The sequence below is a fragment of the Rhizomonospora bruguierae genome (assembly GCF_018397995.1).
GTDB classification, from domain to species: Bacteria; Actinomycetota; Actinomycetes; order Mycobacteriales; family Micromonosporaceae; genus Rhizomonospora; species Rhizomonospora bruguierae.
This window is the reverse complement of the sequence record NZ_BBQH01000028.1, coordinates 20,355-46,232: the sequence shown is the minus strand read 5'-3', so window position 1 is coordinate 46,232 and position 25,878 is coordinate 20,355. Positions and strand designations below refer to the sequence as shown.

The window sequence follows — 25,878 nt, the reverse complement described above, 5'->3', positions numbered from 1 at the left end:
TCAATTCACCATTCCCCACTTCTTGACGGTTCGCATTTCGATGGTGTTGAGGATTCCGTACTCCACGACGAGGCCCACGAGGACAATCGTGAGTAGTCCGGCGAACACACCGCCGGTGTTGAATTCCGAGCGGTCCAGGTAGATCTGCCAGCCGATTCCGCCCTGACCGCCGGCAGCACCGTAGACGAGTTCGGCGGCGACGGCGGTACGCCAGGCGAAGGCCCATCCGATGCGCAGGCCGGAGAGCAGGTGCGGCAATGCTGCCGAGAAGTAGATGCTCGCGATCAGGCGCGGTCCGCGCAGCCCGAGGTTGCGTCCCACGTCGACGAGTACCGGTCGAATGGTGGAGAACCCGGTGTAGGCGTTGAGGGACATGGCCCACACCACCGAGAACACGATCACCAGGATCATCGAGCGCTCGCTGAAGCCGAACCACAACAGCGCGAGCGGGAGGATGGCGATCGCCGGCAACGGGTTGAAGAGGCCCACGAGGGTCTGTAGGACTTCACGTCCGCCGGGGATGATGAAACACCCGGCCGTCATCACGATGGCGATCAGGATGCCCAGCCCGACGCCACGCACCAGCAGTGACAGTGATGCGAGCAAGCTCTGCCACAGGGATCCGTCGAGCGCCCGCTCCCACAGCACGGCGACGGCGCTGGAGAACGGCGGGAGCACGATGGGGCTGATCTGGGCGATGCGCGGGACGAGTTCCCAGGCCAGGACCACCACGGCCACCACGGTGAGGCGGACGGCCGTCTTCTGGATCGGCTTGTTCATACCGCGCTCGCCTCCAGCCTCGTACGCAGTTCACTGGCGAACTCGGTACCCTCGGGGCTGTCTACCTGCCCCTGGAAGGCGTTGGGGAAGATGCCGTCGAACGCACCCTGCGGCGTCATCAGCCCGATCCGGTCACCGAGGTAGACGGCCTCTTCGATCGAGTGCGTGACGAACACGAGGGTCATGTTCATCTCCTTGTGCAGGCGCAGGACCTCGGCCTGCAGGGAAGCGCGCGTCATGGCGTCGAGAGCGCCGAACGGCTCGTCCATGAGGACGATCCGGGGGCGTACCGCGAGCGCGCGAGCGATCGCGACGCGCTGTTGCATGCCACCGGACAACTGGGACGGAAACTTGTCGGCTGCGGCTGACAGGTGCACCATCTGCAGCGCGTCAAGGGCGCGTTGCCGAACACTGGCCGCGCCCTTCGAGCCGGCCTTCTTGATGGCGAATTCCACGTTCTGCACGGCCGTGCGCCAGGGCAGCAGCTGGTCGAAGTTTTGGAACACCATCATTCGGTCGGGACCGGGGGTGGTTACGTTCTTCCCGTCGAGCAGGATCTGTCCGCTGCGCAGTTCCTGGAAACCAGCCAGGGCCCGCAGCAGTGTGGACTTCCCACACCCGGAGCGGCCGATGAGGATGAACGCCTCACCCTGGTTGACGTCGAAGGAGACGTTGTTGACGATGACCGGGTTCTTGGGCCCGTAGGCGATGGAGGCGTTGCGCACCGTGAGAGTGGCCTGCCTCGTTTCGTTTCCGCCGGTCGTGGGGGCCCCGGCGGGGTGCGCAGATGGTGCGCTCATGATCTTTGCCTTTTGGGGGACGCCGGACGGGGGCGTAGACGGTTTCATGGTCAGGAACTTTCGTCGGCCGCGGTGGCGGCGCTCAGATCGAGATAGCCCAACGCGTTCGTGGTGACGCCCGTTACGCCCGGCTTCCAGCCGTAGCAGGCTTTCGCGCTGTACAGCGGGATGAGCGGGACGTTGTCGTGCAAGGTGATCTCTGCCCTGGACTGCACCTCGGCGCGGGCCGACCCCGCCGGGAGCTGGGCTGCCTGGTCGATGAGGGCGTCGAGGCCGGCATCGTCGAAGCCGGACGCGTTGAACGGGCCGTCGGACCGGTGATCACGTTGCAGGGCCACGTTCAGCGCGGGTCGCACGCCCATGCCCTGAAAGGCGACGTCCCACTCGGTGTCGAGGTAGACGAACGGCCACCACGGCGGGTCCTCGTAGAACCGTACGTCCAGGCTGATCCCCAGCTCGGCAAGTGCCTCGGCCACGTAGACGCTGACTTTCGGCACCGGCGCGACCTTCGTCGCCACCCCGCGCAGCACGAGGCCCTCGCCGACGCCGGCCTCCTTCAGGAGCGTCCTGGCGGTCTCCACGTCGTAGGCGTACGGGGTTATCGCCGGGTTCGGCGTGCTGGACAACACCGATCGGGTGAGCGGGGCTGCCTTGTCGCCGAAGAGCATGCGGGTCAGTTCGACACGGTCGATGGCGTGCGCGATCGCCCGACGTACCCGCAGATCCGCGAGTGGGCTCGCCTGCGCGTTCAGGACGAGGGCCGCACGGCGGGTGGAGGCGACCGTGCGGTACTCGATGAGGCCCTCTTCGGCCAGGGAAGCCGCGGCGAGCATCGGGACGTTCTCGATGACGTCGACGTTGCCGCTACGGATGGCGGCGAGCTTGGCTTCGGCGCTGGACGCCCAGATCACCCTGATTTCGTCGACGGCCGGTTGCCCCGGTACGTAGTAGTCATCGAACGCTTCGAGGCGGATGTACTCCCCGCGCTTCCACTCGGCGAGCCTGAAGGGGCCCGCCCCGCAGGGTTGGTCGGCGACGCCATCGACGATGCAGGTACGCCAGGCCAGGTAGTGCAGAAAGTCCGGGAACGGGCGGCCGAACTCGAACACGATGCCATGATCGCCGTCGGCTCGAATGTCGGTCAGACCCCGGTAGTCGCGGCCGAAGTGGGTGTCGAAGCGACCGGAGAAAAAGCGCTGGAAGTTCCAGATCACGAGATCGGGCGTGAGGAGCCGGCCGGAGTGGAGCCGGACCCCTTCGCGCAGCGTGAACCGGAACGTGCGGAAGCCCTCGTCATGGCTCCACTCGGTGGCCAGGCTGGGCAGCAGTTCCCCGTCCTCGTTCAACCGCACAAGCCCGGGGGCGATATTGGCGAGCACGCTCCATGGGGTGGAACCGTCGGCGAACCGGCTGTTGGGGTTCAGGCTCAGGATGCCATGGTTGATGAGCAGCGTAAGGGATTTCACTGTCTAATTTCTCCAAAAAGGACGACATGGATGGGCGGCCGGGCATGTCGTGCCCCTTGACGGCACGTTCCTCAACCGCCCAGGAATTCGCTGGAGGTGAATCCGGTCGCGGTGGCCACCGGTGGGAATTGTGTGCGCCACCACTGGGCGATCTGCTCCCTGGTGGCGATCCAGACGTCGGCCCGTGCCTGCGCGACGGCGATGAAGCTCTCCAACGCGCTGGCACGGGCGGCCTGGCCAGCAAGTCTGGGGTGCACACCCACGGACATCATCCGGGGAACGCCGTCGTCTTCGGCCAGCAGATAGTCCAGCGCCTTCGTGCAGTACTCCTCGAAATCGCTGGGGCTGGTCATCTGGCCGTAGGCGAAGTGGGTGTCGTTGTAGGCCATCGTGTAGGGCACCACCAGGTGGGCACTGTCGTTGACCTTCACGTAATAGGGGATGTCGTCGTTGTAGGCGTCGGAGTCGTAGATGAATCCACCCTCCTCGACGAGCAGGCGGCGAGTGTTCAGTGACGGCATCCACCGGCTGTACCAGCCGACGGGGCGTCGCCCGGTCACTCGCTCGAACGCGTCGACGGCTTTCGCGATGAGCGCGCGTTCGTCGTCCTCCTTCAGATGCCACGCCTCGGCCCATCGATATCCGTGCGAGCACAGCTCGTGGTCGGATTCGTTCAGCCACTGCGCCACTTCGGGGGTACGTTCGAGCGCGGCGGCGGCGGCGAACGCCGTCACCCGGATGCCAAGCCGGTCGAACATGCGCAGCAGGCGGTGGATGCCGGCGCGGCTGCCGTACTCGTAGACGGATTCGACGCCCAGGTCGCGGTAGCGGGGGTCGATCGCGCGGGGGACCTCGCTGAGGCCCTCGTTCTGGCGGTCCCCGGCCCACCAGGAACGTTCGCTGCCCTCCTCGATATTCACGGCGATGTTCAGCGCCACCCGCGCTCCGCCCGGCCAGGCGCCCTTGGGCTGGTGGCGGCCGTAGCCGACATAGTCGCGGTCCGGCAGGGTCATGATGTCGGGGCCTTTCGTTCGACGATGACCGAGGTCTCGGTGATCAGGGAGTGGTGTAGATCTCGGTGATGATGGGCAGGTGCGCGGCGTGCAGGGCGTGTTTGCCGCGGAAACCGAGCGCACGGGTGGCCCGGGCGCGGTGGCACAGGGTGGCCAGGTCGTTCTCCACGGCGTAGGTGGAATCGTGCGGTGGCTGCAGGCCGGCCGCGGCGGACGCGAAGACGGCCTGGATCTGGGCGGCGACGATCGTCGGGGACAGTTCGACGCCCTGCGGCTCCAGGCCGAGGTCCCTGGTCAGGTCGCCCACCCCCACGCACAAGCACCGAAGGCGTGGGGACGCGGCGGCGATCTCGTTCAGGTGCCGCACACCGCGCGCGGTCTCGATCGTGGCCATGATCTCGGTGTGTCCGACCGACAGGCCGCGAGCCGCCTCCAGCACCGCCAACCGGCTGTCGAGCGCGATGACGTCGGCGGCGGATTCGACCTTCGGCAGGTTGATCCCGGTCAGGGAGGGGCCGACGATCGCGTCGAGCTCTTGCGTCAGGCGACCGGCGTCGACGGAATGTACCCGCACGTACACAACGCGCCCACCCTGCTCGTTGCTGAGCAGGTCACCGGTGGCGCGGACGGCCTCGTCCTTTGCCGCCGCGGGCACGGTGTCCTCAAGGTCGAGCAGGTAGGCGTCGGCGTGGCCGAGCGCGACCTGGTCGGCAGCGTCGGGGGCCTGCCCGGGAATCATGAGCATCGTGATGAGCAGGGGCCGCTCGGCGACGTTGTTCATGCCTCGGCCATTGTCTGCTCGAGTTCGGCGGCGGCCCAACGCTCGTATCGATCCCCGATGTAGCCGAGCTCGGCGGCCATGCGGGCCGCGCATTTGAGGCCGACGCGGGCGTGCTTGCGGCGCTGGTCGGCGTTCCACCGCTCCGCAGGCCCGATGGCGCCGAGGGATCCGACGATGCCGTAGGGGCCGAAAACGGGGACGGCAAGGGCACCGACCCCCTGGTTCGGGTCGTGCTCGGTGCTGAGATAGCCGTTCGCCTCGATGACCGCGAGTTGCCGTGTGACGTTCTCGCGGACCGCTGGCGCGAGCTCGGCGAGCAGCCGGGCCCGCAGCGATTCGTCTACCCACGCCAGGATCGCCTTGCCGGACGTGCCGTGGGTGAGCGGGATCGCCTCGCCGAGCGGGATGCGACCGCGCATGATCTGCGGGCTCTCCAGACCCATGATGCAGATGCGCTGGGAGCCGACCACGCGGTGGAAGCTGACGGTTTCGTCGGTGGCCTGCAGCAGCACGTTCAGTTCGCGGGCGGCGAGCCGGCCGATGATGTCGTCGAGACCCGCCTTCGAGGCGAGCTGGATGAGCGCGGCGCCCGCCACGTACCCCTCCGGGCCCTTCTCGACCCAGCGGCGGGAGGCAAGGGTCTTGAGCAGGCGCGAGACAGCGCTCTTGTCGATCCCGGTGGCAGCGGCGATCGCCATGACTCCCATCGGGTGCTCACTGTTCGCAACCGTCTCGACGATCGTCAGTAACCGATCGGGGAGGCGCACGTCTTGCCTCTCGTCTAGTGAGAGGTCGGCTCGTTCCATGAGAGAGGATGCTAGGTGAGGCCGAAGTACGTGACAAGGGGTTCCGCCGCGTCTTGACCGCGGACCGCGTTCATGCTCAGCGTCGGCTACTTCGCCGCACTGCTGGTTGTGGCGTTCTGTCTGCGCCAGCCGATGTCCGTGGCGGCCATGATCCGGCTCGTCGCCGCCGGCAACACGGTGGGCTTCGTCTCGTTGTTACTGTCCACCCGGTCTCGAGCAGAAGTCCTTCGACCGGGGCGTCACCCTACATCGATACGCCGTCCGCCGGCCCCGACGCCAGGCGCCGCCGAGGCGGAGGCGGCGGTGGCGGTCTTATCCGCCCGGTCGGTGGCCGCCGGTGGCCGTCCCTGGCTGGTGGCCGACGTCGTCGCTCCAGCCAGCTCCGCCTCTACCGGGCCCGGGCGACGGCGCGCTACGTCCTCGACGCACACGACAGCCGCGCCCCGGTCGATTCGGCCCGAGCGTAGCGGCCGGCGCTGGCCGCGCTTATCCCGAACGGCCCCGTCTTCCGACCGGGCTTCGAGGGCGCTGACCCACCGTCAGTGCACCTTGATCGAGCTGACGATGTCGTCCACCACCCGGTCCGTAGTCCTTCGCGTTCATCATGGGGCCGATCTCGATCGTCGTTTCGAGCCTGGCCGAGTCGCCCCCGCGCGCCACGTCACTGAGCACCGACAGGAAGGCTGTCTGTTCCGGGGCCTGCATCGACAGCGCGATGTCGGACTCCGGGCCGCGCTGCCAGTCCTTCGGGTGGGCGACCGACAGCACTTTCGCGTCGCCTCGCACGAAGCCCTGCGGCGTCCGTTCCGTCTCGCCGGACGAGCATCCCATGATCGCCATGACACCCACCGCCGCCACGACGGCCAGTTTCCGCACGTCCAACACACCCTCTCGGTTCCTCCGGCAATACGGTCCACGGCTGGTATCTCCGTCGGCCGTCCCATGGCCGGCCAAGGTACTGGGAATTCCAGCCTCGCTCCCGTCCGTGCCCTTCGACGACGGATACCCGCCGGTGGGTTCCCGTCCACTTGGGAGTCCCGGAACCGGCGGGGCTCCGACGCTGCGCCAGGACGCTACGGGTCCAGCACATTGGTCGCGCCGGCGGCGACGCGGTCCCGGACGTCCTGTACGGTCATCGCCTGCCCCGAGACACCGCGCACAACGACGGGCCAGTGCGCCGCGACGGCCTCGACGAGTTCCACCGCGAGCAACCGTGAAGCGGCCGTCCCGAAGACCTCCAGCGCTACCGAGTTGTAGGGACCGTCGCCGAGCACCTCACGGCAGCGGCTCGCCATGCCGGGAGCGACCGGCATCGCGGCCGGCTCAGACAACCGCACCCACACCCGGGCCAGCCCGCGCTCCAGTACCGCATCCGTCCGGTCGTCGGGATCCATCCCGCCGCCGAGCGACCGGACGAGCCGCTTGACGCTGCCCGGCTCCACCGCAGCCGGGAGCAGCAGCGTCACTTCCGCTACCCGGCGGGGCTCGACTCACCGCCCAGCACCCGGACGAGTTCCAGGAACTCCGCGGGGACGATGACCGCGCTGGAGAGCAACACCATGCTCCGCGACATCGACCCTCCTCAGCGCGCCCCGTCGCTGCCGGTTAGACGGTGGCGCCCTGGACGGGCCGGGCGCTGGCGGCGACCATTCCCGCTGTGACCGGGGAGGGCCGGAAGCCTTTGACGATCAGGTAGACACCCAACGAGAACTCCCATACGGCGATGGGGATGGCCGCGATCGCCACCACCGGCGACAGTCGGTCCAAGAGTCCGAACAGGACACCCGCGTCGGAGACGACCAGCAGGGGAGCCCCGACGAGTCCGAGCACGGGAAGAACCCGTGGCACGAGACGCGACTGGTACAGCAGGGAACCCAGCAACAGGGCGTTCACGGCCGGGATGAAGCCCTGGCTGAGCAGGAAGATCGAGTCATAGAAGGCGACCAGTGCCTGGCCGGTGACCAGCGCACCTGCCCCGACTTCGGCCTGGCGCAAGGCCACGACCGTCAGCAGGCTCGCGACGCCGAGGAAGATGCCGGCGGCTTCGAGACCCCGGGCGCCGACGAAGCCGAGCGCTCGCGCTTCGCCCTGTCGCTTGACCACCGGGTACAGTGCGACGGCGGTGCCGATGCAGGCGAGGGCAACGATCACCTCAAGGATGCCACCGATGACGACCGGGGTTTCCGACGTGGTGCCGACGATGTAGTCCGCGTCGCGCACCGGGCCGTACAGGGCGACGGTCGGAATCGAGGCGAAGGTGAGCACGTAGAACCCGCCCGCGACCAGCGCGGTCCTCCTCAGTGGGTCCACCGGGACTCCTTTCGGTGCCGTCGTTCAGCCGATGATGGTCGTGCCGTTCACCCTGCTGCGGATCGGTGCGGTGGCGAATCGGCCGCTCGGGCAATCCTCGCGGCATCGATGGAACCCGGGCACTTCGCGGTGCGGGATTGGGACCGGTCTGGGGCTCCTGGCTACCGGGCATTACCCCTGCATCCAAACGCGGCCGGCCGGCGCTGACGGGCAGCGCGCGGTCGGCCGCGATGGCTGGCTTGATGAAACACCGGACTCGCGTGGGGCGTTACCCCCGGGTCACCTAGACGCCGATGACCTGGCCCAGGCTGCTGATGTTGATCTCTTTGGACCCACCACAGCCGGCAGTGCGACGGGTCAGGGAACCCCGCATGTCATACGCGTTGGGGAACTGACTCAGGCCAACTACCGAGCCGCTGTACCGGCACGTTCCCTGGGGCGTGCTGACATTGACGTCGAACCCTTCGATGGTGTACGTGGAATCCACATCGAGTTTGAGGGTCCACGGCAGGGCGTTGGGCGTTACGCTCGTCCCAGCATCACAGAAGTTGAACGCGATGTCGGTGATGCTGGCCACGATGCTACCGCTGCCGTTGGTAGCGATCACCGGACCACTGAAGACGTTGTGGCACTGCGCCAGCGTTCCGAAGTGTGTCCGGTCGCTACTCGTGTACCCCGTGACCGAACCACTCTCCGAAGTGGATGCGATGGCCTGAGGTGCGGCGACGGCCATTGCTGCTACCACCGCACCGACGGCCACACCGAGCTTGACCAGCGCTCTTCTCCCTGTGGTCATCCACTCTCCTCCATTCGTGCTACCGAGGCGGCACCCGCGGGCACGGGAGCCGGGCGTCAGCGGGAGCCGACGTCAACCTCACACACGCAGCCAAGCGACGAGTGGTTCGAACCATCCGACACCGCCCCGACCACGGTGCATCAATGGGGGCAGTGACGACGATGACGGTCGGTGCGGTGGCCAAGGGCGAGATCGGCGATGACGGCACGCGGGCACGATCCACTTCAGATGATCAACGAGGCGGAGGAACCTCAATGATCATCTGAAGTCATCCGACCGGAACCCGGTCAGGTTCATCGAGGCGTGCTGCAAACCGATGCGACGCTAGTAGCCGAACCGCCAGAACTGGTATCCTCCGCTGTTGCAGCCGAGCCCGTACACATTCCCGTTGGAATTGCTGTCGAGGCACCTGCCGAGGCCCCCAAAGCTCTCGAACCGCACCTGATACCAGGGGGTGCCTTCCACGAACCAGTAAACACCCGCGGCCACGGAGGTCAGGTTGTTGGCTCCTGGGCACGGTAGTGTCGTATAGACCGAGGTGCCAGGGTAGAAGTAGAGGCACCGTCCGGTTGCCACATTCTTGAGCTGGATGAGATCGAAGCCATCTATCTTCTTCGTGAAGATCGGTTCCCAGGTCTGGTATCGGTTACTCCCGACGGGGAGGTTGCATGGGAGGGTGTAGACGTTGCCGGCGGCGTTGCTGTCCAGGCACCGCCCCGTCGCCCAGTTCCGGAGGTAGTTGGTGCCGACGTACCCCGCCTGCGCGGGGGACGCGCTGATCAGTCCCGAAGCGGCACCGACAAGAAGGACGATAATGAACGCGGCCAGGCGGTGACGTGGCCGCCAGGCTTTGGTGGCGGAGCGGACGGTCTTAGGTTCGAGTAGCTGATTGCTCGTCTCGGGCATGCGGAGCTCCAAACGACACGAATGCACCTTTGGTGGCGCGGGGCAGGGTTCAGCTGCAAACCGGTACCTGGTCACCAGCTTTCCGTTACCTTTGCCGCGCGGCAGTCGTTGCTGGCCCTACGTCGTCGACGTATTGCCACGTTCGACGCGGTCAGCGTCGACGTTGTACAGCGGACATTCCGGGAAGCGTTGAATACGGACCGGTGGTAGGTGATGTCGTCGCATAGCGGGCTCGTCGATGGTCCGACTGTTGTTAGTGGATCTACCGGCTTGATCGTGAGCGTGCCGCATGACCAGTGCGCTGTCAAGTGTCAATGTCCCGGAAGAGGTGACCCGTTCGGCGTGTCGTGGAGGTCCTCCATTGACAGGCGATCTGATGAGATTATGGGTCAATGTGAACCAAGCAATCGAATCGCGCCATTTTTACGAATTTTCTCGATCGTCGCCCAGGCGGCGGCGCAGCCTCCGCCTCTCGCCGTGGCACGGTTGCGGTGCGGTCACGGCCCGTTCCCGAACCTCGCAAGGCCGTCACGTCCAAACGGCACTGAGACGACTCCTTGACGACGGTGACGGCATTGCTGGCATCTGGGTTTGAACGCGGGCGGCGCCGGCGCCGTCATGAGGGTGCGCGACGGCGAGCGAGTCGCCGACGTCAGCACTCCGTCGTTCGTCTCCCTGACTGGAGGGACCATGATTGGAAATGCATGGATATCGAGGACCCGCGCGGGTCAGCGAAGAAGGGCAGTCGCGTATGTCGTGGTCGCGGTGCTCACGCTGGGCGCGATCGTGGTCATGTCCAACGTGTCCGATGCGGTCGCCGGCGAACGCGTGACGCTCGTCAACGCGACCGGCGAGACGCTCTGGATCGGCGCGGTCGCGAGCGACGACGGTTCACGACCACTCACGGGCCTGCCGGTGCTGCAGCCGGGCGAGTCGGCCGCGGTCAGCATTCCGGATGGTGACCAACCGAACCATTGGCGTGGGCGCTTTTTCGCGCGCCAACGCTGCACCGGGGAACCCGGTAGCACGTTTCACTGCCTGGTGGGCGACTGCGGCGTCTACGCCGACCGGTGCGCGACCACGTCGGAGCCGGTGAGCCTGGCAGAGTTCAACTTCGATCAGGGTGATTCCCTTGCCCCCTGGTACAACGTCAGCTACGTCGATGCGTTGTCGTTGACGATCACGATTGACACACCTGATCACCCCCGGCCTAACATCGCCGGCAGCTGCGCCGCGTCGGACTGTACGGGCGGGCAGCTGCTCGCGGCGTGTCCGGCGGCGCTCGCCGTCACTGACCCGGAGAACGCCAACCGGATCAACTGCGTCAACCCCGACCGCGACGCGGAGACCGACTACACCGCCGCGCTCGGCGCCTTCGCCCCGCGAGCCTATCTGTGGTCCACAAACGACAAGGTTGCCGGCAACGAGACCATGTTCAACTGTGCCGACTGCACGGACTTCGTGATTACCTTCCACAATGGTGTGTCCCTGTCCAGGCGACTGGCTGACCCGGACGTGTCCCTGTCCAGGCGACTGGCTGACCCGGACGTGTCCCTGTCCAGGCGACTGGCTGATCCGGCCGAACCGGTTGTGACGCCGGCGGTGCCCTCCGCGGATGTCGCCGGCTTCGAGCTGCGCGGGTACGCCGACAAGTGCATCGACGTGCCGGGCGGAATTTCGGCCGACGGCGCCCAGCTGCAACTTTGGGACTGCAACGGCATGCCCGGACAGCGCTTCACCCGCGGCCCCAACGACTCGCTGGCGGTGCTCGACAAGTGCATGGACGTCGCCTGGGCGTCGCAGGAGAATGGTGCGAAAGTGCAGCTCGCCTGGTGCAATGGCGGGCCGGCCCAGGTCTGGGTCATCGAGGGTACGTTCCTGCGCAACCCGCACTCCGGCAAGTGCGTCGACGTGCGTGACTGGAACGCCGCCAACGGTGCACCTCTGCAGATCTGGGACTGTAACCCTGCCCCCCAGGAGAACCAGGTCTGGCGCGCAGGATCGCGCTGAGCCGGCACGGCCGACCTGACGCAGCCGGCGTGGCTTGTCCGTCTCCCAGGGACGCATTGCCGCGGCGCCCTCGCGTGCGGTCCCGTCGCCCGACGGCGGCGCTGCCCTGTCTGTCTCAGCCTCCCGGGATGGCCGCCCGTTCCGCAGCCAAGCGTGCTGTGGACGACTTCGGCGGCCATCCCGGCATGCCGTGACGGGTTGGTGCGCGAGTCGTGGCTCACGAAGGAGGGGCGCCGCCGAGAAGCCACCACGGGCGCCGCCGAGAAGCCACCACGGGATTAGTCAACCAGCGCAGCGTCACCCTTTGCCGGCGGGGCGCCAGGAGGCCAGGGTGGTGGCGGGCCGGCGTACCGGCCGCCAGGTGGACCCGTCAGCCCGGAATTCGCGGCGAACCGTGACGGCGGCGAAGGCCGCCCGGGGCAGCAGATGGTCGACGCCGGCGGCACGCAGCGCGGGAAGACGGGTCCGCAGCGCGGGCAGGCCGCTCAACGCGGCCTCGGTCCGGCGGACATCGACGGCCGCGCCACGCTCCACGCGGACCTGGAGCAGCCGGAGTCCGGACTGGGCGGGTGGGCGTGCGGCGTGCAGTTGGTGCCAGTCGTTGTCGACACGAGCGGGGTCGATGGTGAGGTAGCGGGTGACGCGGCGCAGGCGTGGCCAGCGCCATATCTCGGTGGGCAGGCCGGGTACGCCGTGCGCGGCGCCCTTGCTCGTCAGCCGCACCGGCGCGTCGATCGGCTCCTCGACCGGCCGGCCGGTCGCCGGGTCGGTCCGTACCACCGCGACCACCCGGCAGCGGTCCAGCCAGGCGGCCGGCAGCAGCCAGACGTCGCGACTGGCCAGCGCGCCGGCCAGCGCTCGCGGTGGGTACACCTCGGTTGCGGCGACGTCCACCGCGGCGCCGGCGCCGACCCGGATCCGCAGCAGGCCGCCGGGGTGGCGGGGGCGGAGCCGTCCGGTGGCGAGGTTGCCGAGCAGCAGCAGGCGCGGGCTGGGGACGCCCTCGCGGACGGCGCGGTCCGGCTCCGGGCAGTCCACGACCACGTCGAATTCCTCCTGGTTGACCTGGGGTCGGGCCGGCAGCCAGCCGAGTCTGTGGCGGGGTGTGGATCGTGCCGCCACGTCGACGCGGGGCCCGTCGAGGAACCGCGACGGCATCGTCGGAGCTTCAGAGACATCAATGTGGTTGCCGCGCATCGCCGGCGTGTCGTTGACGCGCACCCGGTCGCCCGCGGCCTTGGGCGTGTCGGTCCGACCCGGTCCGGCCCCACTGGCGCCAGCCGCAGCGTTGGTGCCGACCGCGCCGTTGGTGCCGGCCGCGGCGCCGGCGCCGACCGGACCGTTGGTGCCGGACGGAGGGTTCGGCGGTCTGGTGGTCGACCTCGTCGCCGTGTGCGCGGGTGGGCGGTGGCGGTCTGACTGGCTGCTCGTCGGTCCGGAGGGCTCGGCCGCGGTGCGGTCGTCGGGGCGGGCGCGAGGGCGGTCGGGCGCGGTCACCGGTCCGAGTGGCCCGGCGGCGATCGGGTCGACCAGGGCCCAAGGCGGCTCGACGGGGGCGGAAGGTGGGTCGACCGGGGCGGTAGGCGGGTCGACGGGGGCCGAAGGCGGGTCTTCGGGGGTGGCGGGCGGGTCGCCGAGGTGGACGCGGCAGCCCAGCGCCTGGGCGAGTTGGTGGGCGTGGCGGCGGGTGCCCTCGACCCGTTCGGGCGCCACGCTGGTGACGACGGTGAAGGCCCCGCCCTGCCAGCCGGCCCGCCGCAACAGTTGCCGAAGCTGGTGGGGGCCGACGGCGAGCAGCGTGCCGTCCGAGTGGCGCAGCGCGAGCCGACCGTCGGCCAGTGCCGGCAGCGCGACCCGGAATGCCGCCGAGTCCGACGCCACCCGGCCGATCGTGTGCTCCGGCGGGGCCGCCGGGTCCGTGGCGACCAGCGCGATGCCCGGTGCGCTCGTCACCGCGATGGGGCCGGGTGGCATGAGGCGGCCGTCCTCGTCGGACACGAACGTCCGGGTGGCCCCCGGGCCGTACGCCTCCCAGCGGCCGGGTCGGCCGTCCGCGTCGACGGCGTGCAGGTCGCGGCAGCCGTCGAGGATCGTGGCCCGCCCACCCCACGGCGGGGCCCAGACGACGGCTCCGCACGCGGCAGCGAGCTGCCCGACGTGATCCCGCAGCCGCCGGCGCTGGCCGGGGTCGGCCGGCCACGTCATCCACAGGCGCAGGTCGCCCCGGTAGAGGGGCAGCGCGCCGAGCGCGGCGGCGAGGCCCAGGCCGTCGCAGGTGTGGGTGCGCCCGTCGTACGCGGCCAGGACGAAGTGGCCGTCGACGTGCCGGACGCCGACCGTGGTCAGCCGCGGATGGCCGGCGCGCAGGGTCGCGGCCGCCTCGCGCCACTCGACGAAGTCGTCGCGGCCGGGGAAGACCAGGCCGCGTCCCGGCAGGGGGAGGGTGGCGCGGCCCTCGCGGGGGAGTACGCGTCCGCCCCGCAGCGCGAACCAGCCCGGTCCGGTTGCGGTGGTCCCGGCGGGCGGGACCAGCGTCCAGTCGACGAGGTTGCCGGTGTTCCGGTCGACCGGAACCACTTCGTGGTCGGCGCCCGCCTGGCCGGCCCGTCGATCCGGCGGCCGGGGCCGGATGTGCAGTTCGCAGCCGTCACGGACGACGAGCGCGTCCCGTCCCAACTCGCGGGCCATCGCCGCGACCGTGCCCAGGTTTGCCTCGTCGACCGGCACCAGGACCCGGATGTCGCAGGTGGCGTCCCCCTCCAGCCGGACCAGCGTGGCCAACTCCGTCGCGGCCAGGGACCGACCCGGTTCGTCGGGGTGGGCCAGGCCGCCGTCGGGCGCCACGACGAGGCGGAGGTCATACAGGTGGGGAAGCCGGTCGACCTCCGTCGCCGGCCGGGATCTGCTCGGCGCCTGCATCGCGAACCCCATACCCACATGACGGACGCGGGAGCCCGTCGGCTCACGGAAGAGGTGGACGATGTCACCTGTTCCGCGGTGGCGCCCGGAACGGGGGACGTCGGCCGGTCCCGATTCGGATGTCACCGGACCCGCGGCGGCACCCGTTTTCGCTGCTGGCGGGCGTGTTCACGGGGAGGGGCCCCAGCGGATGGTGCACGCCCGCGGAGTGAAGGGTTGACTTCCCACATATACGGACGTAAACAAGTCACAAGCAAAAGCGAAACGGCGGTGAAACCATATGTATGCCGAGGAACGGCAGCAGGAGATCCTGCGCCTGGCCAGGGCTAACGGACGGGTTGACGTGACGACGCTGGCAGAGGCGTTCAACGTAACGGCGGAGACGGTGCGCCGCGATCTCACCACCCTGGAGCGGGCCGCGGTCCTGCGTCGGGTGCACGGCGGGGCGATTCCCGTCGAGCGGATCGGCTTCGAGCCCGCCCTGGCCGCGCGCGATGCCTTACTGATCGCGGAGAAGGAACGCATCGCCAAGGCGGCGCTCGCCGAGCTCCCGGACGAAGGCTCGATCATCCTCGACGCGGGCACCACCACCGCCCGGCTCGCGCACGCCCTCCCGCCCGACCGGGAGCTCACGGTGATCGTGAACTCGCCCGTGCTGGCCACGATGCTCGGCAGCCGCGCCAACCTGAACGTGCTGATCCTCGGTGGGCGCATCCGGGGCAAGACGATGGCCACGGTGGACGACTGGGCGCTGCGACCGCTCGCCGACGTCTACGTGGACGTGGTGTTCCTCGGCACCAACGGTGCGTCCGTCGAGCGCGGCCTGACCACGCCGGACCCGGCGGAGGCGGCGGTGAAGCGCGCGATGATCGCGTCGTCCCGCCGCGCGGTGCTGCTGGCGGACCACACGAAGATCGGCAACGACTATCTGGCCCGGTTCGGCGACCTCGCCGACGTCGACACGCTGGTGACCGACGCCGGGCTCGACGACGGACTGGCCGACGAGGTCGAGGCCGCTGGCGTTCGTGTGGTGCGCGCGTGATACTCACTCTCACCCTCAACCCGAGCCTGGACCGGACGATCGAGCTGGAGAGCCTGGTCCGGGGCGAGGTGCTGCGCGCCGCCAGCGTACGGGTCGACCCGGGTGGCAAGGGCGTGAACGTGACCCGTGCACTGCTGGCTAACGGCGTGGAATCCCGTGCCCTGCTGCCCTGCGGCGGCGACGAGGGGCTGCACCTGGTGCGCCTGCTGCAGGTCGAGATGGTCGACGTGTTGACCGTGGAGATCGTGGGGCACACCCGGTCCAACGTGACGCTGGCCGAGCCGGACGGCACGGTCACGAAGATCAATGAGCCCGGCCCGGTGCTCACGCCCGACGAATTCGAGGCGATCACCACCCAGACGCTGGCCGAGGCCAGGGGCACCGACTGGGTGGTGGTCAGCGGCAGCCTGCCGCCGGGACTGTCCGATGTGGCGTTCGGCAACCTGTGCCGGCGGCTGTGTCGGGCCGGACTGCGGGTCGCGGTCGACACCAGCGGGGCCGCGTTGCGGGCGGCCGCGGAGGCCGGCGTCACGCTGGTCAAGCCCAACCGCGAGGAGCTGTCCGAGGTGATCGGGGCGCCGCTGGCCACCGTCGCCGACGCCGTCGCCGCCGCGCAGGTGCTCCGGTCGTGGGGTGTCGGTGCGGTGCTGGTCAGCCTCGGTGCGGAGGGCGCGGTGCTGGTCGGTGCGGACGGCGTGGTGCGGGCCGAGTGCCCCGTCGCCCGGCCGCGCAGCTCGGTCGGGGCCGGTGACGCCCTGCTCGCCGGATTCCTGGCCGCGGGCGCAAGCGGGGAGGCTGCCCTGGCCGAGGCCGTGGCCTGGGGCGCGGCCGCCGTCAGCCTGCCCGGAAGCCGGATGCCGGAGCCGCACGACATCCGGTGTGAACAGGTCACCATCCATGCCGTCGATGGCGGGTCGCCTACTCCTGCCGGCGTCGCACTGCAGACGGAGCGTGCGGCGCCGGCAGGCACCACCCAGCGGGTGGACGGTGCGGAACCGCCCGTCCAGAACCCATCCGAAACGGACGGAGCGTCCGTCCTCTAGAGATATCCCCCATCCCACCACAAGGAGTCCCTATGGCCACCCCCTACACACCGCCGGTCACCGGCAGCGGATTCAAGGCCCGGGTACAGCGCATCGGCGGCAACCTCGCCGCGATGGTCATGCCGAACATCGGCGCCTTCATCGCGTGGGGCCTCATCACGGCCCTGTTCATCCCGACCGGTTGGGTGCCCAACACGTTCTTCGCCGAACTGGTCGGGCCCATGATCACCTACCTGCTGCCGATCCTGATCGGGTACACCGGTGGTCGCCTCGTGCACGGTCAGCGCGGTGCCGTCGTCGGCGCCATCGCCACGGCCGGCATCTGTGTCGGGTCGGACGTGCCGATGTTCCTCGGCGCCATGATCATCGGCCCGCTGACCGCGTACCTCCTGAAGCTCTTCGACGAGCTGATCCAGGGCAAGGTCAAGCCCGGCTTCGAGATGCTCATCGACAACTTCTCGGCCGGCATCATCGGCGGCGGCATGGCACTGCTGGGCCGGTGGGGCATCGGGCCGGTGGTCTCCTGGGTCGCGGGCAGGGCCGGTGACGGCGTGGACTGGCTGGTCAGCAACCACCTGCTGCCGTTCGCGTCGGTGATCGTCGAGCCGGCCAAGGTGCTGTTCCTCAACAACGCCATCAACCACGGCGTGTTCGGGCCGCTGGGCATCGCCGAGTCGGCGAAGACCGGCGACTCGATCCTGTTCATGATCGAGTCGAACCCGGGGCCGGGGTTGGGGCTTCTCGTCGCGTTCTTCCTGTTCGGCCCGCGCGCGCTGCGCCCGTCCACGCCCGCCGCGATGGTGGTGCACTTCCTGGGCGGCATCCACGAGATCTACTTCCCGTACGTGCTGATGAAGCCGCGCCTGATCCTGGCCATGATGGTCGGTGGCGCCTCCGGCGTGCTCACGTTCATGGTGACCGGCGCCGGGCTCGTCGCCAGCCCCTCGCCGGGCAGTATCTTCGCCTACTTCGCGGTGACCCCGAAGGGTTCGTACCTCGGCATGATCGCCGGCGTGATCATCGCCGCGGCCGTCACGTTTGTGGTCGCCTCGGTGCTGCTGGGCTTCGGCCGACTGGAGAAGCGGACCGACGACGCCGACGCGGCGCTGGCCGACGCGCCCGTCTCACCGGCCGGCGCCGTGCCGGCCCAGCACCGCGCGCCGCAGACCGGCCGCGCCGCGACCACGGAGGCATGACATGCCGTCAATCAAGGGCAACGACATCCACAAGGTCGTGGTGGCCTGTGACGCCGGGATGGGTTCGAGCGTGATGCTGGCCAGCACGCTGCGCCGCCAGCTCAGCCGGCATTCGGTCACCGTCGAGCACACCCCGGTCAACGACATCCCGGCCGACGCCGACGTCGTGGTCACCCACGTCGGACTCGCCGACCGGGCCCGGGCGAGCGCCCCCGACAAGGTCATCGTGCCGATCCGGGTGTTCCTGGGCGACCCCGCGATCAACACGATCATCATGGCCGTCCAGTACGGCGGGGACCTTCATGGCTGAACCCGCCAGCACCCGGCCCGGCGCCGGCCTGCTGGACCGTGATGCGATTCGGCTGAGCGAACGCGCCGCCACGACGGATGAGGCGATCCGGCGGTGCGGCGAGACGCTGGTCGAGGTCGGCGCGGTCACCCCGGCGTACGTGGAGGCGATGCTCGCCCGCGAGCAGACGATCTCCACGTACGTCGGGGAGGGGGTTGCCATCCCGCACGGCACCCTGACCGCCAAGGAGTGCGTGCGCCGCGACGCGTTGGCCGTGCTGCGCTTCCCGGACGGCGTCGACTGGAACGGCAACCGCGTGCTCGTCTGCGTGGCGATCGCGGCCCGCGGCGACGGCCACGTCGAGATCCTGTCCGAACTGGCCCAGATCCTCCTCGATCCCGAGCGCGCCCGCGCGTTGCGCGAGGCGACCGAGCCGGACGAGGTGCTGGCCCTGTTGTCCCCGGTAAGGAAGGAAAGCACCGCATGAAGGTCGTTCGTTTCCACGCGCCAGGCGACGTGCGCATCGAGGAGGCGGCCGAACCGTCCACCGGCGCCGGCGAGGTCAAGCTCCGGGTGCGCGCCTGCTCGACCTGCGGCACCGACGTCAAGATCTTCAAGTTCGGTCACCACCACATCGTGCCGCCGCGGATCATGGGGCACGAGATCGCCGGCGAGGTGGTCGAGATCGGCGACGGCGTCGCCGGGTTCGCTCCCGGCGACCGGGTGCAGGTGATCGCGGCGATCCCCTGTGGACGGTGCCCGGACTGCCGGCGCGGCCGGATGACGGTCTGCCCGAACCAGGAGTCGATGGGCTACCACTACGAGGGCGGCTTCGCCGAGTATCTCGTGGTGCCGGCGAAGGTGCTCGCGGTCGAGGGCCTGAACCGGATCCCGGAGGCGCTCAGCTACGCCGAGGCCTCGGTGGCCGAGCCGCTCGCCTGCGTTCTCAACGGCCAGATGCTGGCCCGGGTGAGCAAGGGCGACGACGTGGTGGTGATGGGCTCGGGTCCCATCGGCTGCCTGCACGTGCGGTTGGCCCGCGCCCGGGGTGCCGCCCGGGTGTTCCTGGTCGACGTCAACACGCCCCGGCTGCGGATGGCCGCCGACCTGGTCGCACCGGACGCCGCCGTCAGCGGCGCCGAGGTGGACGTGGTCGACGAGATCCGCAAGCTCACCGACGGCCGCGGTGCCGACGTGGTCATCACCGCCGCGGCGTCGGGCGCCGCGCAGGAACAGGCGATCGCGATGGCCGCCCGCCAGGGACGCATCAGCTTCTTCGGCGGACTGCCGAAGGACAACCCGGTCATCGCCTGCGACTCCAACCTGGTCCACTACCGGGAGCTGACCATCGTCGGGGCCAACGGGTCCAGCCCCACCCACAACGCCAAGGCGCTGGAGCTCATCGCCGCGGGGGCCGTGCCGGTGGCCGACCTCATTACCCACCGCCTGCCGCTCGACGAGGCCCTGTCGGCGTTCGACATCGTGGCCCGGGGGGCCGCCATCAAGGTCACCATCGAGCCCTAGCAATCCTTTTGAGCGTCCACAGAGGAGAGGAACAGCCATGCCCTCGCGTACCGTCGTCGTCGGCTCCGCCAGCGGGCTGCACGCCCGGCCGGCCGCCCTGTTCGTGTCCGCCGCCGCGGCCCAGCCCGTCCGGGTCACCATCCGCACCGGGGACGGCCCGGCGGTGCCGGCCGGCAGCATTCTTTCGGTGCTGGCGCTCGGCGCCAAGCGCGGCACCGAGGTCACGCTCGAAGCCGACGGCGAGGGTGCCGAGGCGGCACTCGACGTGCTCGCCGATCTGCTCGTCCGCGACCTGGACCAGGAGCCGGCGTCGTCCACCGAGACGGCGGGTACCGGTGCCTGAGCTCACCGGCGTGCCGGTCAGTCCGGGGTGGGCGGCCGGCCCGGCATACCGACTCACCGAGCCGCCCCCGCTGCCCGCCCCGCGGCCGGTGACCGACCCGGAGGCCGAGCTGGCCCGGGCGGCCGCGGCGCTGCGCGCGGTCGCCGATGACCTGATGCGGCGCTCGGAGGCGAGCAGCGACCGGGCCGCGGCCGAGATTCTGGTCGCCCAGGCGATGATCGTGCGGGACCCGGTGCTGGAGGACTCGGTCGCCGCCGAGGTGAAGGCCGGGCGGGACGCGGCCCACGCCATCACCGCCGTGCTGGCGGCCTACCGGGCCGGGTTCGAGTCGTCCGGGGGCTACCTCGCGGAGCGGGTCGCCGACCTCGACGACCTGCGCGACCGGGCGGTCGCGGTGTGTACGGGCGTGGCGATGCCCGGCGTCCCGGCGCCGGGCGTCCCGTTCGTGCTCTTCGCCCGCGATCTCGCCCCGGCCGACACGGTCGGCCTGGACCTCACGCGGGTACTGGCGGTGGTGACCGAGGAGGGCGGACCGACCAGCCACACCGCGATCCTGGCCCGCTCGCTCGGGCTGCCGGCCGTGGTGCGCTGCCCCGGAATCCGGGACGTCGCGGACGGCACGCTGGTGCGCGTCGACGGGGCGGTCGGGGCGGTCAGCGTCGGGGTGGACGAGCAGACGGTGGCCGCGACCGGCGCGCAGGAGCAGGCGCGCCGGTCGGCGCTGGCCGCACCGGCCGGGCCCGGCCGGACGGCGGACGGCCACCCGGTCGCGCTGCTGGCCAACATCGGATCGGCGCGTGACCTGGCCGATCCGGGTGTGCCGGTCGCCGAGGGGGTGGGACTGTTCCGCACGGAGCTGCTCTACCTGGACCGGACCGTGGCGCCGTCCCTGGAGGAGCAGATCGCCACCTACGCCGAGGTGTTCCGCGTCGCGGCCGGGCGGCGGGTCGTGGTGCGTACCCTCGACGCCGGCGCGGACAAGCCGTTGCCGTTCCTGGCTCAGGGGCGGGAGCCGAACCCCGCTCTCGGGGTGCGTGGACTGCGGCTGTCCCACCGCGATCCGTCCATGTTGGATGCCCAGCTCACGGCGATCGCGAAGGCCGCCGCCGGCATGGACGCCGACGTCTGGGTCATGGCGCCGATGGTGGCCACCGTGGACGAGGCGAGCCGGTTCGTGGACCGCTGCCGCGCCGCCGGTCTTGCCCGGGCGGGTGTCATGGTGGAGATCCCGGCCGCGGCGCTGCGCGCCGACGCCCTGCTGGGCGTGGTCGACTTCCTCAGCATCGGCACCAACGACCTCAGCCAGTACACGTTCGCCGCCGACCGCGAGTGCGGTGAACTGGCCGCTTTGCTGGACCCGTGGCAGCCGGCGTTGCTCGACCTCATCGGCGCCTGCGGGGCCGCGGGGGCGGCGGCCGGCAAGCCGGTCGGGCTCTGTGGCGAGGCGGGGGCGGATCCGCTGTTGGCTCCGGTCCTCGTGGGCCTGGGCGTGACCAGCCTGTCGATGTCGGCCCGGGCGTTGCCCGCGGTACGCGCGGCGCTGGCCACGCGTACCGTGGCCGAGTGCCGTACCCTGGCTGCCGCCGCCCGCGCCGCCGGCGACCCGGCGGCGGCCCGCGCCGCGGTCGTCAACGGATAGCGGGGGCCGCCCGCCAAGGCTCCGTTGTTATACAATGCATCGGCGCCATGATGGAGGGACGGACGTGGAGGCACGCGCCGGTCGGGGACGCCTCCCCGTGCTACTCGTGATCGCGTCGAGTCTCATGCTCGTGGCGAGCCTGACCGGGTGGGGTGCACCGGCCCTCGGTGGCCCCGGCGCCGAGTCACCGAGCGTGAAGTTCTACGTCGTCAAGGCGGATGCGAGCGGCCGCCCGGAGACCCTGCCCACGATCGCCGAGCGGCTGCTCGGGGACGGCAGTCGCAGTGCGGACATCTTCGACCTCAACGCCGGGCGGCCACAGCGTGACGGCGGCCGGTTGAGCGATCCGGCCGAGCTGCACACGGGATGGGCCCTGGTCGTGCCCTGGGACGCGGTCGGCCGGGATGTCGTGCTCGGCATCCTGCCGACCACCCCGGCGGCAGGACCCGTCAGCTCCGCGCCGCCGGTTTCAGTGCCGTTGGTGGCGAGCCGGGAGGCGGCGTGCAAGGCGATTCCCCCGGAGTCGGCCGGGATACCGTGGGCACAGCTGCGACTCGCGAGCGACCAGGCCTGGAGTCACAGCCGGGGCGAGAATGCCACGGTCGCCGTGGTGACGACGGGCGTCGCAGCCGACGCACCGCAGCTGACCGGTCGGGTGCTGGCGCCGGTGGACCTCAGCGGCGGCCGTGCCCGGCCCGGCGCGGACTGCCCGCCGGGAGGCACGGCCCTGGCCGGCATCATCGCCGCCCAACCGCACCCGAGCAGCCCGCTCATCGGGGTGGCGCCAGCGACGACCATCCTGCCGCTGACGGTCGCCAGCACCGATCGAATCACCCGGAACGAGTTGGTGGCCGCGCTGACGGTGGCGGCTGAGTCCGGCGCCGCGGTCGTCGCGGTGCCCGGTGTGGTGGACGTGTCCGATCCGGCGGTGAGCGCGGCGATCGACCAGGCGGTGAACGCCGACGTGGTGGTCGTCGTCGCCGCCCCGCCACCCGGCGGCCGGGGTGCCGGCGCACCCCGACGCGGCCTGCTGCGGGTGGGCGCCGTCGCCGCCGACGACCGCCTGTTCGAGCGGTACGCCCCGGGCGGGGTCGACGTGCTCGCGCCCGGGCAACGGATCCTCACCTTGGACGCCGACGGCCGGGGCCACATCGAGGCCACCACCCCCGACCTGTCCGTCGCCTTCGTCGCCGGCCTGGTCGCCCTCGTCCGGTCGGCGCAGCCGGAACTCACCGCGGCGGAGGCGGCGCAGCACATCGAGCGGACCGCGGACGCGAGAGCCGAGGTCCCCGACGGTGTCCGGGGCTGGGGTGTGATCAATCCAGCCGCTTCCCTCACGTCCTCCGGCGGCTCGACGGTACTGCCCGAACGTCGGCGTGGGGCGCTGCCGGTCGTGCTGGTCGCCGGTGCCGCGATCGGCCTCGGCGGTGCGGGGTGGCTGCTGGCGCGCGCCCGGCGCCGGCGGTTCCGGGCGGCAACGCCGTAGTCTGGTGCCGAGGATAGCGGTACCGTGGTAACCCGATAGGACGGATTCGTCGGCCGTGTGAACGGTTGCCTCCGGGCTGACGTTGAACGGAGACCAACCGAGGTGAAGCGGGGCAGGGTGAGGACAGGGTGAGGATGGCGGCATGAGCGTTGCCACCGACGGCGACGAGCACGTGCGGTTCGATCTGGGGCTGTACGTGCTCGGTAAGCTGCCCCTTGACGAACAGCGAGCCGTGCGGCGCCACCTCGACCAGTGCTCCGCCTGCCTGGCCGACTACCAGGAGCTCCGAGACCTGACCGACGTGCTGGCCTCGCTGCGCGAGGACGAGCGCCGCGCGCTGGCCGACCAGCTTCGTCCGCAGACCGCACCGCGGGCGCTGCGGGTGCCCGTCGCCGAACCGTCACCGGCTCCCGCGGTGTCCCCCATCCCCATCCGGCGCAACGGATGGTTCACCGCCCGGGCCAAGGTGATGGCCGTGGCGGCGGCCTTTGTTCTCGTGGGGGGCATCGGCATCGGAGCCGCGCTGACGTCCGGCGAGCGTGGCCCGGTCGGCGTTTCGGTCAGCGACACCGACGAGGTGACCGGCGTGACGCTCTCGGTCACCCTTGAGCCGAGGGAGTCCGGCTCCATCGTGCGCGCCGTCACCGCCGGCCTGACGCCTGGACAGCAGATCCAGCTCATCGCGGTGACCACGGACGGCGCCACCGTCGTCGTCGATGAGATCATCGCCTCGCACGCCGAGGAGGAGATGGTGGCGACCGTCAGTAAGCGTCCGGGGGACATCGCGTTCTTCACGGTGACGAAGGTGGGCGGTTCCGTGCTGGCCCGCGTCGTCGTCCCGCATTGACCGTCACCGAGCCGGCAGATCGAACCCCCGCTGGATCAGGGCTTCCCGCAGCGCGCGCATCGCGTAAAAGGTCCGCGACTTGACGGTGCCCGCCGGGATGTCCAGCGTCTCGGCCGCCTCGCCCACCGATCGGTCCCGCAGGTAGACCTCGACGAGCACGTCACGCAACCGGTCGGGCAGCGACTCCAGCGCGGACCGTACCTCCGCGACGTTGATGGATTGCTCCAGCAGGTCGGTCTCGTCCGGGCGGCTGTCCAGTCGGACATCGCTGAGCTCCGTGACCCGGCTGGTGGCGGCCCGCTGCTGGTCGATGAAGATCCGTCGAGCCACGGTGAACAGCCACGGACGGCTCCACGCGCCATCCGCTCCGCGGGCTTCCGGATGCCGCCACGCTCGGATCATCGTCTCCTGGAGGATGTCCTCGGCGCGGTCCCGGTCGTTCCGGGTGAGGCGCAGCAGGAAGCTGAGCAGCACCGCGCCGTGCGCGTCCCGGAGATCGCGTAGGGCGGCCTCGGTCGTCGACTCGGTGCCCGACGTCGGCTTGTGCGTACTCTGACGGCCAGACATCACCAAATCGTCCTCGCGGTGGGGCCTCCGGTCCATATTCACCGAAAAGGTCCTATTGTTCGACATCATGGCGCTCCGCTGCCGGGCAGGCGGCCGAGCGCCACGATGTCGCGTGATCCGCATAGTACGGACCCTGGTCCGTGTGAGGAAGGGCCGACGCGGCACCGTTGATGGCCGGAACCGGCGGCCGGGGCGCTGCGGGAACGATGTGCGTCACGGCGGGCCCTCCTCGGAGACCGGAGGCGGGGGATGTCGGCTTCCGGATGTCTGTTAGGGAGCGTGAATGTAGGTCTACGTGGAAACTACGGCGCCGAGTGGCCGAATGCCAAGCAAACAAAAATCGGTCGTTACCAAATTGTAAAATCCTGGGCCGTTTAGCCTATTTGTCGGAAGTTTCAAGTCGTGCGGACGTATCGGACGTCCCTTGAACGGGACGTCACCGCCGACCGTCAACGTGACGAATATCAACAGTTCAGTTAGGACAGAACATTGATAGACCGGATGCCTACGCCTCATCTGATCGCGATGCTGAGATCCGTCAAGCCGGCCGAGGCGGCGAGACTCCTCCAGAGCGTCACCGTGGACCGGATGGCGGTGATCGTCACCGAGCTGCCGCCGGCCGACCTGATCCGGATCATTCTCGGAGCTCCCGCTGACCGGGCGGGCAAGCTGCTGCTCGGCCTACCCGCCGAGGTCCGGGTGACACTGTTACAGCAGCTGACGATAGGCCAGTTCGCCGACCTGCTCCCGCGGCTCGACCCGGCGATCACCCGTGAGCTGCTGCGCGAACTCGCCCCCCGGGCGGTGGCGGAGATCGTCTCCAGCCTTCCCGACGCGGTGCAGTCGCGACTGCGGGAGCTGCTCACCCCCGACCAGCCGGTCGAGTTCGCGTCGGCGCTCTACCAACGGGACGCGGCGAACCTGATGGTGCGCACCGCGAGCGCGGTCTCCTGGCTCGACCAGTGGACCGGCGACCTGCTGGCCGAGGTGCTCGGAAAGAGCATCCAGGTAGCCGTCCGCTACCGGCTGGATCCCCTGACGGACCTCGACGTGGACCAGTCGGCCCGGCGCGGCCGGTGGCAGTCGATCGCGGGCATGTTGCTGCTGACCAACGTGGCCGCCGCCGCCAGCGCGGCCGGCCACGCCCAGGCGCTGAGCCGGTCGGGCCGGCCGTTCGAGGTCCAGCGCTGGATCGATGACCGCGACAGCGGGATGGTCAAGCGCGCGCTCATCCGGCTGACCGGCTGAGCGTACGGGCGAACCGGGCGAGCGGGTGAGCCGGCCGGTCGCCTCGGCCCGCCTCTCGGCAGAACCC

Annotated in this window: 24 protein-coding genes and 1 pseudogene; 12 read left to right on the top strand and 13 right to left on the bottom strand. The window is 70.0% G+C overall.

Features of this window, described 5'->3' with window-relative positions; genetic code table 11:
• From KJS59_RS16040 to KJS59_RS15990, 11 genes are all read right to left on the bottom strand, one after another.
• Positions 1-780 carry an ABC transporter permease gene (locus KJS59_RS16040; protein ID WP_213453697.1) on the bottom strand — a complete coding sequence of 260 codons (780 nt, stop codon included), beginning with the start codon at positions 778-780 and terminating at the stop codon, positions 1-3.
• Positions 777-1,505: an ABC transporter ATP-binding protein gene (locus KJS59_RS16035; RefSeq protein ID WP_213453696.1), complete on the bottom strand. Its 729-nt coding sequence runs from the start codon at positions 1,503-1,505 to the stop codon at positions 777-779. Before KJS59_RS16035 ends, KJS59_RS16040 begins: the two co-directional genes overlap by 4 nt.
• A gap of 125 nt (positions 1,506-1,630) precedes the next feature.
• Entirely contained in the window at positions 1,631-2,959 is a 1,329-nt protein-coding gene (locus KJS59_RS16030; RefSeq protein WP_213453695.1) for an ABC transporter substrate-binding protein, read from the bottom strand.
• Between the two features lie 158 nt (positions 2,960-3,117).
• Entirely contained in the window at positions 3,118-4,059 is a 942-nt protein-coding gene (locus tag KJS59_RS16025; protein ID WP_213453694.1) for a polysaccharide deacetylase family protein, read from the bottom strand.
• Between the two features lie 43 nt (positions 4,060-4,102).
• Positions 4,103-4,840: an HpcH/HpaI aldolase/citrate lyase family protein gene (locus KJS59_RS16020; protein ID WP_213453693.1), complete on the bottom strand. Its 738-nt coding sequence runs from the start codon at positions 4,838-4,840 to the stop codon at positions 4,103-4,105.
• Complete coding sequence (locus KJS59_RS16015; protein WP_213453692.1) at positions 4,837-5,646, bottom strand: IclR family transcriptional regulator; 810 nt, start codon at positions 5,644-5,646, stop codon at positions 4,837-4,839. Before KJS59_RS16015 ends, KJS59_RS16020 begins: the two co-directional genes overlap by 4 nt.
• 486 nt (positions 5,647-6,132) lie before the next feature.
• Entirely contained in the window at positions 6,133-6,522 is a 390-nt protein-coding gene (locus KJS59_RS16010) for a hypothetical protein (RefSeq protein WP_213453691.1), read from the bottom strand.
• Positions 6,523-6,719: 197 nt separating this feature from the next.
• Positions 6,720-7,112 carry a hypothetical protein gene (locus KJS59_RS16005; RefSeq protein WP_213453690.1) on the bottom strand — a complete coding sequence of 131 codons (393 nt, stop codon included), beginning with the start codon at positions 7,110-7,112 and terminating at the stop codon, positions 6,720-6,722.
• Positions 7,113-7,251: 139 nt separating this feature from the next.
• Positions 7,252-7,956, bottom strand: a complete 705-nt coding sequence (locus KJS59_RS16000; protein ID WP_213453689.1) for a DUF4386 domain-containing protein — start codon at positions 7,954-7,956, stop codon at positions 7,252-7,254.
• Positions 7,957-8,239: 283 nt separating this feature from the next.
• Positions 8,240-8,752, bottom strand: a complete 513-nt coding sequence (locus KJS59_RS15995; RefSeq protein WP_213453688.1) for a hypothetical protein — start codon at positions 8,750-8,752, stop codon at positions 8,240-8,242.
• Positions 8,753-9,076: 324 nt separating this feature from the next.
• Positions 9,077-9,658 carry an RICIN domain-containing protein gene (locus tag KJS59_RS15990; RefSeq protein WP_213453687.1) on the bottom strand — a complete coding sequence of 194 codons (582 nt, stop codon included), beginning with the start codon at positions 9,656-9,658 and terminating at the stop codon, positions 9,077-9,079.
• A 756-nt stretch (positions 9,659-10,414) separates the two neighbouring features.
• Here KJS59_RS15990 and KJS59_RS15985 point away from each other — a divergent pair.
• A complete protein-coding gene (locus tag KJS59_RS15985; protein ID WP_249714270.1) occupies positions 10,415-11,668 on the top strand; it encodes a thaumatin family protein in 1,254 nt (417 codons plus the stop codon).
• 297 nt (positions 11,669-11,965) lie between these two features.
• On the opposite strand, the gene KJS59_RS15980 is transcribed toward KJS59_RS15985, so the two are convergent.
• Complete coding sequence (locus KJS59_RS15980) at positions 11,966-14,599, bottom strand: hypothetical protein (protein ID WP_213453686.1); 2,634 nt, start codon at positions 14,597-14,599, stop codon at positions 11,966-11,968.
• A 268-nt stretch (positions 14,600-14,867) separates the two neighbouring features.
• On the opposite strand from KJS59_RS15980, the gene KJS59_RS15975 reads away from it, so the two are divergent.
• The 10 genes and pseudogenes from KJS59_RS15975 (at position 14,868) to KJS59_RS15930 (ending at position 23,996) form a co-directional block, all read left to right on the top strand.
• Positions 14,868-15,629 carry a DeoR/GlpR family DNA-binding transcription regulator gene (locus KJS59_RS15975; protein ID WP_213453685.1) on the top strand — a complete coding sequence of 254 codons (762 nt, stop codon included), beginning with the start codon at positions 14,868-14,870 and terminating at the stop codon, positions 15,627-15,629.
• Positions 15,626-16,531: pseudogene (gene pfkB / locus KJS59_RS15970) on the top strand (1-phosphofructokinase); the annotation flags it as partial. The gene KJS59_RS15975 and the pseudogene pfkB, both read left to right, overlap by 4 nt.
• A gap of 173 nt (positions 16,532-16,704) precedes the next feature.
• Positions 16,705-17,868, top strand: a complete 1,164-nt coding sequence (gene mtlA, locus KJS59_RS15965; protein ID WP_213453683.1) for a PTS mannitol transporter subunit IICB — start codon at positions 16,705-16,707, stop codon at positions 17,866-17,868.
• Position 17,869: 1 nt separating this feature from the next.
• A complete protein-coding gene (locus KJS59_RS15960) occupies positions 17,870-18,178 on the top strand; it encodes a PTS lactose transporter subunit IIB (RefSeq protein WP_213453682.1) in 309 nt (102 codons plus the stop codon).
• A complete protein-coding gene (locus KJS59_RS15955; protein WP_213453681.1) occupies positions 18,171-18,644 on the top strand; it encodes a PTS sugar transporter subunit IIA in 474 nt (157 codons plus the stop codon). The genes KJS59_RS15960 and KJS59_RS15955 overlap by 8 nt, the downstream gene beginning before the upstream one ends.
• Positions 18,641-19,681, top strand: coding sequence for a zinc-dependent dehydrogenase (locus KJS59_RS15950; RefSeq protein ID WP_213453680.1), 1,041 nt, complete (start codon positions 18,641-18,643; stop codon positions 19,679-19,681). Before KJS59_RS15955 ends, KJS59_RS15950 begins: the two co-directional genes overlap by 4 nt.
• A gap of 37 nt (positions 19,682-19,718) precedes the next feature.
• Complete coding sequence (locus KJS59_RS15945; protein ID WP_213453679.1) at positions 19,719-20,024, top strand: HPr family phosphocarrier protein; 306 nt, start codon at positions 19,719-19,721, stop codon at positions 20,022-20,024.
• Positions 20,017-21,663 (top strand): phosphoenolpyruvate--protein phosphotransferase, encoded by a 1,647-nt coding sequence (ptsP, locus tag KJS59_RS15940; protein WP_213453678.1) that lies wholly within the window; start codon positions 20,017-20,019, stop codon positions 21,661-21,663. Before KJS59_RS15945 ends, ptsP begins: the two co-directional genes overlap by 8 nt.
• 97 nt (positions 21,664-21,760) lie before the next feature.
• Entirely contained in the window at positions 21,761-23,149 is a 1,389-nt protein-coding gene (locus tag KJS59_RS15935) for a S8 family serine peptidase (protein WP_213453677.1), read from the top strand.
• 142 nt (positions 23,150-23,291) lie between these two features.
• Complete coding sequence (locus KJS59_RS15930) at positions 23,292-23,996, top strand: zf-HC2 domain-containing protein (protein WP_213453676.1); 705 nt, start codon at positions 23,292-23,294, stop codon at positions 23,994-23,996.
• A 3-nt stretch (positions 23,997-23,999) separates the two neighbouring features.
• Here the strand turns inward: KJS59_RS15930 and KJS59_RS15925 are convergent, their stop codons facing one another.
• Positions 24,000-24,563, bottom strand: a complete 564-nt coding sequence (locus tag KJS59_RS15925; protein WP_213453675.1) for a sigma-70 family RNA polymerase sigma factor — start codon at positions 24,561-24,563, stop codon at positions 24,000-24,002.
• 501 nt (positions 24,564-25,064) lie between these two features.
• Here KJS59_RS15925 and KJS59_RS15920 point away from each other — a divergent pair.
• Positions 25,065-25,811, top strand: a complete 747-nt coding sequence (locus tag KJS59_RS15920) for a magnesium transporter MgtE N-terminal domain-containing protein (RefSeq protein ID WP_283775787.1) — start codon at positions 25,065-25,067, stop codon at positions 25,809-25,811.
• Positions 25,812-25,878 lie beyond the last annotated feature (67 nt).